Genomic DNA, 8,216 nt, shown 5'->3' on the forward strand with positions numbered 1-8,216 from the left:
GACCGCGGCGCGCGGGATCATCCGGTCGCCGGCGATGTCGACGAGCAGCGCGGGCACGGGCAGATCGGCCAGCGCGGCCTCGTAGTCGGTGCGGTCACCGCGCAGGCGGTAGCGGCCGTGGCGGGCCTCGTAACCCCAGTCGTTCATCAGCGTGCGGGGCTGGCGTCCCGCGAAGCCGAGCCGGTGCCCCGGCCAGTAGCCCAGCGAACAGGTCACCGCGCCGACGAAGCGGACCCCGGCGGCGCGCTGGGCCCGGGCGAGCCGGCCGCTGCGGGCGAACGGGGAGCTCGTACCCGTGGCCAGGGTGACGACGGCGTCCGGGCGTACCGTGCCGGCGGCGCCCGACAGCAGCGCGAGCTGACCGCCCAGGCTGTGGCCGACCAGCACGACCTTGGCCGCGCCGGCGACGGCCGGGTCGGTGAAGACCGCGGGCAGGTCGTCGCGGACGAGATGGGCGTAGCCGAACGAGTCGCGGCGCAGGTCGGCGACCGGACTCTGCGGCATGCCACGCAGCTCCACGCCGACGACGTGCCGGCCGGCGGCCGCCCAGGCGCGGAACAGCGGGCCGTAGTAGGCCAGCGGCACCCCGAGCGCGGGCAGGAAGACCACGGACGCGGCGCGGCCGGGCTCGCCGTACTCCTCGACGGTCAGGGTGACGCCGTCGGTGGAGGGCACCGGATGCACGCGAGGTTCCATCGGGACAGTGTCCGGGTGGACGGTCACCGGCGGCGATGTGATCTCCCACACGCAAAAGACCGGGAACCCGTGGCGGCGGGTTCCCGGCCTTGTTGCCTTGTCACGTTATCGCGGGATCAGCCCTGACGGCCGTTCCAGCGGGGGTTCTTGCGATTGATGACGACCATCCGGCCGCGCCGGCGGGTTACAACCGAACCCGGCTTGCTCTTGAGCGACCGGAGCGAGTTGCGAACCTTCATGATGCCTCCTCGGTCCTGCCAACGCCGCCGGTCACCCCGGCATTCCGGAAACTGTCGGAGGCTGCCGCCATGATGACCGGGCCGAAGGGAAGGGGTGGGTGTGGCCGAGGTGATGGTGCGCGACGAGACCATGGCGGGCCGGGCGATCGACGAGTGGATCCTGCCGGATCTGCCCGACGAGATCACCGCGCGCGAGCTGCTGCGCCTGCGGGTCCGCGAGGAGGTGGCCCGCTTCCATGCCACGGCGGGCGAGGCTTTCTGCGGCCTGACGGCTTTCACGGTACGGAGGGGACAGCGCCTCGACTGGACCGCGCAGGCCGACGCGGCGTGCCAGGCGTTCGCCCGCAACGGCTTCGTGATGATCGTCGGCCGGCACCAGGTCGACGACCTCGACCAGCTCATCGACCTGCGCGGGGATCCGACGGTGGCGTTCATCCGCCTGGTCCCGCTGGTGGGTGGCTGATGGAGCCGATCCTGCTCGACCTGACCCCGGCGGTCGACCCCGACCCACGCCTGCACGAGGTGCGGACGACGGACGCCGACCCGGCGTTGCCCGCGGACCACCGCCGGCTGATCTGTCTGCGCCTGCACTGGGAGGCGGCCCGCGACGACGCCCCGTTCGTGCACCCGGCCGAGGTGATCGCCGCGCTCGCGACCGATGACGTGTGCTGGACCCGGGACGACCTGATCTGGAGCCTGCGGGTGCTGGCCGGCGAGACCGGACGGGATGACGGCTCGCCGTGGCGCCTGCCCGCCATCATCGGTGCCGCGCTGCCGCCGGAGGAGCTGCATGACCTCGTGCCGGCCTTCGAAGCGGTGCTGGACGCGGTGAAGACGAGCTATCTGGCTGTGCGGGTGCGGCATTCGCTGTCCCAGGCGTACGGCGCTGTGCTGGACCGGATCGACCCTGGCGGACCCGGTCACGTGCTGCCGGCGGACGACGTGTTCGACGCGGCGGTGCAGGAGTCGCTGCGGCCGTTGCTGACCGATGCCGGGACGCGTGCGGTGCTCCGGCACGCCGAGTCGCTGGCCAAGCCGGTGCCGGCCAAGGGCTGGCTGCGCCGGGCGGATGAGCTGCGCGGCACGGCGGGCGTGGTCACCCCCTTGCTGGAGCGGTTCTGTGCCTACCAAGGGTCGGTCGGCGAGGACACCGATCTGCTGGTGCGGGGGCTGATCTGGTTCGCCGCCCGGGATCCGGGTTCGACTCCTTTGCTGGCCCGGGTCGCGGTGCGGGCGGCCACGGCGTCCTCGGAGGTGCGGGCGCCGCGAACAGCGGCGGCTGCGGTGGAGATCTTGGCGGATCGCGCGGGCGACGCACCGGTCCGGGCGCTGGTGCGGCTGGCGCTTACGGTGCGGAGCAAACCGTTGCTGGCGCGGGTTCGCGCTGCGGTCGAGCGGATCGAGACCGCGCGTGGCTGGGCGACCGGTGAGGCGCTGGAACTCGGGATCGACGACCACAGCCTGGATGCGCAGAGGCGGCGCTGGCTGGTGCCCGGCTCCATCCTGGTGGAGGTCGTTGACGGCAAGGCGCGATTGGTGGTCATGCGGGACGGCAGGCCGCTCAAGCGAGTGCCCGCCGATGTGGACGTCACGGAAGCCCGGGCGCTGGTCAAGGAGATCACCAGGACGCTGGCCGCGGAACGCGATCGGGTCGAGTCGCTGCTGTCCCAGGAGCGGAGCTGGGCGTGGGCCGACTGGGTGGCACGCTATCTGGATCATCCGCTCACGGGGGCTGTGGCCGGCTGCCTCATCTGGCAATCGTCGGTGGACGGCAGCTCGTGGCGGGCCGGCATTCCGCGTCGCGAGGCCGACGGCGGCTGGAGGCTGGTGGATGAGGCGGGCGACCAGTTCGAGGCGGTCGGCGGGCTAGTGCGGCTTTGGCATCCGGCGTTGGCTGGGCCCGGCGAGGTGGCGCGCTGGCGTGACCACATCGGAGTGGAGGAGTTGCGGCAGCCGTTCAAACAGGCGTTCCGAGAGGTGTATCCGCTGACTCCGGCGGAGGCGTCGAGCCGGACCTCGTCGCGGCGTTTCGCGGGGCACATCCTGCGCTACCGCCAGGCCAACGCTCTGATGCGGACCCGGGGCTGGGCGGCGAGCTACCTGGGCACGTGGGACCAGGGTCACCGCACGGAAGCTTCGAAGGATCTCGGTGGGGGAGAGTGGCGGGCGCTGCTGGCCCACGAGGCGGCCGGGGAAGCGGACTATCAAGTGGTGTACTGCATGCTCGGCGAGGTCCGCTTCACCCGCCGCGCCGGCGAGGCGTGGCAGGATGCGCCGCTCACCGAGGTGCCAGCGCGGGTGTTCAGCGAGGCGATGCGCGACGTGGATCTGTTCGTCGGCGTCACGTCGATCGCGGCCGACGAGGCCTGGCAGGACCGGGGAACTACGCCTTTCCGCGCCTATCGGGAGTCGGCTGGCTTCGGTGCTCTGACCGCCTCGGCCGAAGTACGTCGAGACGTGCTGGCCCGGCTCCTGCCGCGGTTGTCGATCGGGCCGCGGTGTGAGCTGACGGAGAGGTACCTCCGGGTCCGCGGTCAGCGTGGCACGTACCGGATCCACCTCGGCTCGGCCAACATCCTGATCGAACCCGACGACACCTATCTGTGCATCGTCCCGGACCAGAAGCGCAAGCCGGCGGTCCACCTGCCCTTCGACGACGACCGGGTGCTGTCTCTGATCCTGTCCAAGGCTGTTTTGCTGGCCGCCGACGACACGATCACCGACCCGACGATCGTGCCGCAGCTCCCAGCCGGCCGCGGGCCGGACGATCCCGAGCAATGTCAGAGTCCGCCGACGCCGACGCCGACGCCGACGCCGACGCCGACGCCGACGAGGGCCTGGCGGTGGTGGCGGCAGCGGCAGTAGCAGTAGCAGCGGCGGCGGCAGCAGCGGCGGCGGTGGTGGGCGGCGGCAGCAGCGGTAGGGGTAGCGGCGGTAGGGGTAGCGGCGGGGCGGGGCGGGGAGGCGGTGGGCTCAGGCCGGGTCGTCCGGGATGGTGCCGGCGCGAAGCTGCGTGTCGTCGGTGCGCCACTGGTGACGGGATCGCGGTGGTGGCATCTCCACGCCCGCGATTCCGGCGGGTGCGGAGAACTCGGTGCGGAGGTGGTCGATCAGCTTTTCCGCTTCCTGACGCCTGGCCGGGGAGTTGTCGGGGTCGTCGATGCTCAGCCCCAGCACGGCCGCCTCGTCCTCGGTGATGGTGATCATTGCCCAGGGGTGGTTGCGGCCGTGCAGGTACAGGGTGAACGCCGAACTGCCGTCAGGCGAGCGGAGCTCGGCCAGCGCCGCGGCGTCGGCTTCGGTCGGTTTGCCCGTGACGTAGGTGCGCAGGAACGACGGCAGCCGGTCGTCGCCGGGTGCTTCGGTGTCGACGTAGCGGTCGACGAACGCCTGCAGAAGCTCAGGCGTCCGCTCCGGCAGCCACACGTAGACATCCCAGCAGAACGACATCAGCCGAGACTAGGCGCCGACCCGGCTCGGCCCCGGCCATCCGGGACCGAGCGGAGAACCCCGGCCAAGTCAGACCTCGGCCCGGCAGCCGACTTGTCGGCCCGAGACCGGCTCGGCAGCAGGCCGATCAGCCCGCATCGGCCTGGCTGCCGACCTGTCAGCCCGACACCGGCCCGGCAGCAGGCCGATCAGCCCGACACCGGCCCGGCAGCAGGCCGATCAGCCCGACACCGGCCCGGCAGCAGGCCGTTCAGCCCGACACCGGCCCGGCAGCAGGCCGTTCAGCCCGACACCGGCCCGGCAGCCGACCTGTCAGCCCGAGACCGGCGACGTCTGGGCCGGCAGGACGTGATCCGCGACCTTGTCCGTGCTCAAGCACAAAGAGCAGACATGCGCCCCATGCGTCTGACAAGCCGCCATATCGGGCCGCTCGTACTGCTGCCGGCACACGTGACACGTCAGCTGTTCACCCGACGGATTCCCGTACTCGTCCTCCATCGCCAGCGTTATGCCGTCGTCGGTGCGGCGCAGGTAGTAGCGGCCCTTTGTTGCTGTCGCGAAGATCGGGGGCAGGACCAGCGCCAGGCCGATCGCCACCAGGGGGGAGTACGGCCTGATCGTCTCGCCCAGCCCGCCGAAGAAGACCACGATGGACACTCCCGCCGCGATGATCATTGAGCCGAAGCCGACCGGGTTGATCGCGTAGACTATGCCCCGGCGGAACTCCGGGCGCATCGGGGACAGTTTCAGCAGGTACTTGTTGAAGACGATGTCCGAGGCGACCACCACCACCCAGGCCATGCCGCAGTTGGCGTAGAAGCCCAGGATCGTGTTCAGGAAGTCGAACATGTTGGCTTCCATCAGGATCAGCGCGATCGCCAGGTTCACGCCCAGGAACACCAGCCGGCCCGGGTAGTGCTTCGTCACCCGGGTGTACGAGTTCGTCCAGGCCAGCGAGCCCGAGTACGCGTTCGTCACGTTGATTTTGATCTGGCTGATCACCACCAGGATCACCGCCAGCGCCATGGCGATCCAGCCGGGCATGATGTCGCGGTAGATCTCCAGGAACTGGTGCACCGGCTGGTTCGCCACCGCCGCGCCGTCCGCCACGTTCGCGATGATGTAGACCGCCAGGAACAGGCCGATCGCCTGCTTCAGCGCCCCGAAGATCACCCAGCCCGGCCCGGCCAGGATCACCGCCGTCCACCACCTGCGGGCGTTCTCCGGCGTGCGGGGCGGCATGAAGCGCAGGTAGTCGATCTGCTCGGCGATCTGCGCGATCAGCGACAGGCACACCCCGGCGGCCAGCATGATCGAGCCCAGGCTGGTCGCGCCGTTGCCGTCCTCGCCGCGGTACGAGAAGAACGCCTCGATCGACTCCGGGTGGCTCACCAGCAGGTAGACGAACGGCAGCACCATCAGCACCAGCCACAGCGGCGTGGTCCAGACCTGCAGCGTGGACAGCACCTTCATGCCGTAGATGACCAGCGGGAAGATGATCAGGGTGGAGAGCGCGTACCCGAGCCAGAGCGGTATGTGCAGGCCCAGGTTGAGGCCCTGCGCCATGATCGAGCCTTCGAGGGCGAAGAAGATGAAGGTGAACGTGGCGAAGATGACGTTGGTGACCACCGAGCCGTAGTAGCCGAAGCCGCTGCCCCGGGTGATCAGGTCCAGGTCCAGGTTGTAGCGGGCCGCGTAGTACGCCAGCGGGAAGCCGGTCAGGAAGATGACCACCGCGAACACGCCGATGCCCCAGAGCGCGTTCGTCGTGCCGTACGAGATGCCGATGTTGGCCCCGATGGCGAAGTCGGCGAGGTAGGCGATGCCACCAAGCGCCGACACCGCCACCACCCCGGTCGACCATTTTCGGTAGCTGCGGGGCGCGAACCGCAGCGTGTAGTCCTCGAGGGTCTCGTGGGTCGCGGCCCGCACGTCGGGGGCCGCGGGTGCCTGCTCGGGGGTTGCTTCCTGGGTCATGGCCACCACCTGGCTCGCGAAGGGGAGCGGATGGGGCCAACGTAGGAACGCCGTGTTTCGGATCGATGACCGTCAGTGGTCAGATCGGGTCAGGCCGGGCGGGCGCGGTCCGTGGCCAGGTGGACGGCGAGTGCGCCGAGCACCGTACCCATCAGGTAGCGCTGCATCCGCAGCCAGCCCGGCCGCCGGGCCAGGAAGACCGCGATGCCGCCCGCCGCCGCCACGATCAGCAGGTTGACCGTCAGGCTGACCAGGATCTGCACGCCGCCGAGCACGAAGCCCTGGGCGAGCACGTGCCCGGCTTCCGGGCGGACGAACTGCGGGATCAGCGACAGGTACATGATCGCGGCCTTGGGGTTGAGCAGGTTGGTGAGCAGACCCATGGTGAACAGCCGGCGCGTCGAGTCGATCGGCAGGTCTCCCGGCGCGAAGACCGACGTGCCGCCGGGGCGCAGCGTCTTGACGGCGAGCCAGCCCAGGTAGGCCGCGCCGGCCAGCTTGACGGTCGTGTACGCCTCCGGGACGTGCACGAAGATCACCGAGAGGCCGAGGTTGGCGGCGGTCAGGTAGACCAGGAAGCCGATCACCACGCCGCCGAGCGAGACGATGCCGGCCCGCCGGCCCTGGGTGATGCTGCGGGAGACCAGGTACATCATGTTCGGGCCCGGGGTGAGCACCATGCCGAGGGCGACGGCCGTGACGCCGAGCAGGGACGCGAGACTGATCATCCGTCCAGCGTCGCCGCCGGCTGCGGGATCCGGCGAGAGCCAAAACCCGATCGGTGGTACGCGATCAGCGCCGTGACCGCCACCGCGACGATCGCCCCGCCCGTCGCCAGCGTCATGTCCTTCTGGGCGTCCCACATGTCACCCTGCTGGCCGTTGTAGGCCTCGGCCGCCCCGGGCGCGAGCGTCATCGCGATGCCCCACTCGAACAGCTCGTACACCGCGCTCGTGGACAGCACCACGTCCACCGCCACCAGCGCCGACCAGCGGATGCCGCGCCCGGCCTCCCGGAACCGGGCGAAGAACACCGGCGCGAAGCAGAGCCCGTACGACAGGTGCACCAGCCGGTCGAAGTTGTTGCGCTGCCACCCGAAGAGCTCGTTGAGGCGTACGCCGAACAGCGCCTCCGTCCAGTCGTCGTACGGCACGAACGAGTAGATCCACCGGGCCGCCACCGAGTGCAGCACCAGGAAGATCAGGATCAGCAGGAACGACGCGTACGGCAATGGGCGGCGCCGTTGCACGAGCAGCAGCGCCGCCAGGCCGAGCACGGTGAGCGAGTGGTGCATGGCCTGCTCGACCGGATGTTCCGGCCGCCACCAGGTGGCCGCGACCACGATCAGGAAGACGCCCAGCGTCCACCGGTACGCGAGGGGGAACGGGGGCACAGCCGCACTCTAGGCGGCCCGGTCCAGTCTGGAGGGTTGACAGTCACCCCCGGGGTGACACATGCTCTACCCATGAGCAGTCAACCCGGGGGTGACAACAGCTGGGACGTCGTCCTGGCGCACCGTACGCCCGACACCCGTGCGCCGGTCCGCGAGCGCTTCGAGTCGGCCGGGGTGGCCCCGGAGCTGGTGCGCTCGGCCCTGGCCGACGGAGGCGACGAGATGTTCGCCGCGGCCGCCGGCGGTGCGGCCGACTGGGCCGGGCCGTTCGGCGGTCCGCTCGCCGTCGCGCTGATCGCGGCCGAGGTCAGCGCCCTCACCGCCCACCTGACCTCCCGGGCCTCCGCGGTCCGGGCGCTCGCCGTCGAGGCTCTGCTCGACGACTTCAGCGCGGTGACGGTCGCCGCCCGGCTCGGCGTCTCCCGGCAGAAGGTCTACGACATCGCCCGTCCCAACCCCAC

At 70.6% G+C, this 8,216-nt stretch carries 9 protein-coding genes; 3 read left to right on the forward strand and 6 right to left on the reverse strand.

Annotation, left to right across the window (positions count from 1 at the left end; genetic code table 11):
- Both AB0C29_RS22530 and AB0C29_RS22535 read right to left on the reverse strand, forming a co-directional pair.
- Window positions 1–696 (reverse strand): alpha/beta fold hydrolase (locus AB0C29_RS22530; protein ID WP_360823226.1); only part of this gene is annotated, 696 nt, incomplete at its 3' end.
- A 116-nt stretch (window positions 697–812) separates the two neighbouring features.
- Window positions 813–935: a ribosomal protein bL36 gene (locus tag AB0C29_RS22535; protein WP_015624451.1), complete on the reverse strand. Its 123-nt coding sequence runs from the start codon at window positions 933–935 to the stop codon at window positions 813–815.
- Window positions 936–1,035: 100 nt separating this feature from the next.
- On the opposite strand from AB0C29_RS22535, the gene AB0C29_RS22540 reads away from it, so the two are divergent.
- Together AB0C29_RS22540 and AB0C29_RS22545 are read left to right on the forward strand one after the other, a co-directional pair.
- Window positions 1,036–1,398, forward strand: coding sequence for a hypothetical protein (locus AB0C29_RS22540; protein WP_360823229.1), 363 nt, complete (start codon window positions 1,036–1,038; stop codon window positions 1,396–1,398).
- A complete protein-coding gene (locus AB0C29_RS22545; RefSeq protein WP_360823231.1) occupies window positions 1,398–3,800 on the forward strand; it encodes a DUF4132 domain-containing protein in 2,403 nt (800 codons plus the stop codon). The genes AB0C29_RS22540 and AB0C29_RS22545 overlap by 1 nt, the downstream gene beginning before the upstream one ends.
- Before the next feature lie 108 nt (window positions 3,801–3,908).
- On the opposite strand, the gene AB0C29_RS22550 is transcribed toward AB0C29_RS22545, so the two are convergent.
- The 4 genes from AB0C29_RS22550 to AB0C29_RS22565 all read right to left on the reverse strand — a co-directional run bounded on the left by AB0C29_RS22550 (window position 3,909) and on the right by AB0C29_RS22565 (window position 7,755).
- Window positions 3,909–4,385 (reverse strand): hypothetical protein, encoded by a 477-nt coding sequence (locus AB0C29_RS22550; protein ID WP_360823234.1) that lies wholly within the window; start codon window positions 4,383–4,385, stop codon window positions 3,909–3,911.
- A 312-nt stretch (window positions 4,386–4,697) separates the two neighbouring features.
- The gene (locus AB0C29_RS22555; RefSeq protein ID WP_360823236.1) at window positions 4,698–6,362 is read right to left on the reverse strand and encodes a hypothetical protein; all 1,665 of its coding nucleotides are present in this window, start codon (window positions 6,360–6,362) and stop codon (window positions 4,698–4,700) included.
- An 89-nt stretch (window positions 6,363–6,451) separates the two neighbouring features.
- Entirely contained in the window at window positions 6,452–7,090 is a 639-nt protein-coding gene (locus AB0C29_RS22560; protein ID WP_360823239.1) for a LysE family translocator, read from the reverse strand.
- The gene (locus tag AB0C29_RS22565; protein WP_360823242.1) at window positions 7,087–7,755 is read right to left on the reverse strand and encodes a DUF2238 domain-containing protein; all 669 of its coding nucleotides are present in this window, start codon (window positions 7,753–7,755) and stop codon (window positions 7,087–7,089) included. The genes AB0C29_RS22560 and AB0C29_RS22565 overlap by 4 nt, the downstream gene beginning before the upstream one ends.
- 72 nt (window positions 7,756–7,827) lie before the next feature.
- Here AB0C29_RS22565 and AB0C29_RS22570 point away from each other — a divergent pair.
- A partial coding sequence (locus tag AB0C29_RS22570) for a hypothetical protein (RefSeq protein WP_360823243.1) occupies window positions 7,828–8,216 on the forward strand: 389 nt, incomplete at its 3' end.

This window comes from Actinoplanes sp. NPDC048791 (assembly GCF_040650095.1).
Lineage (GTDB): Bacteria > Actinomycetota > Actinomycetes > Mycobacteriales > Micromonosporaceae > Actinoplanes.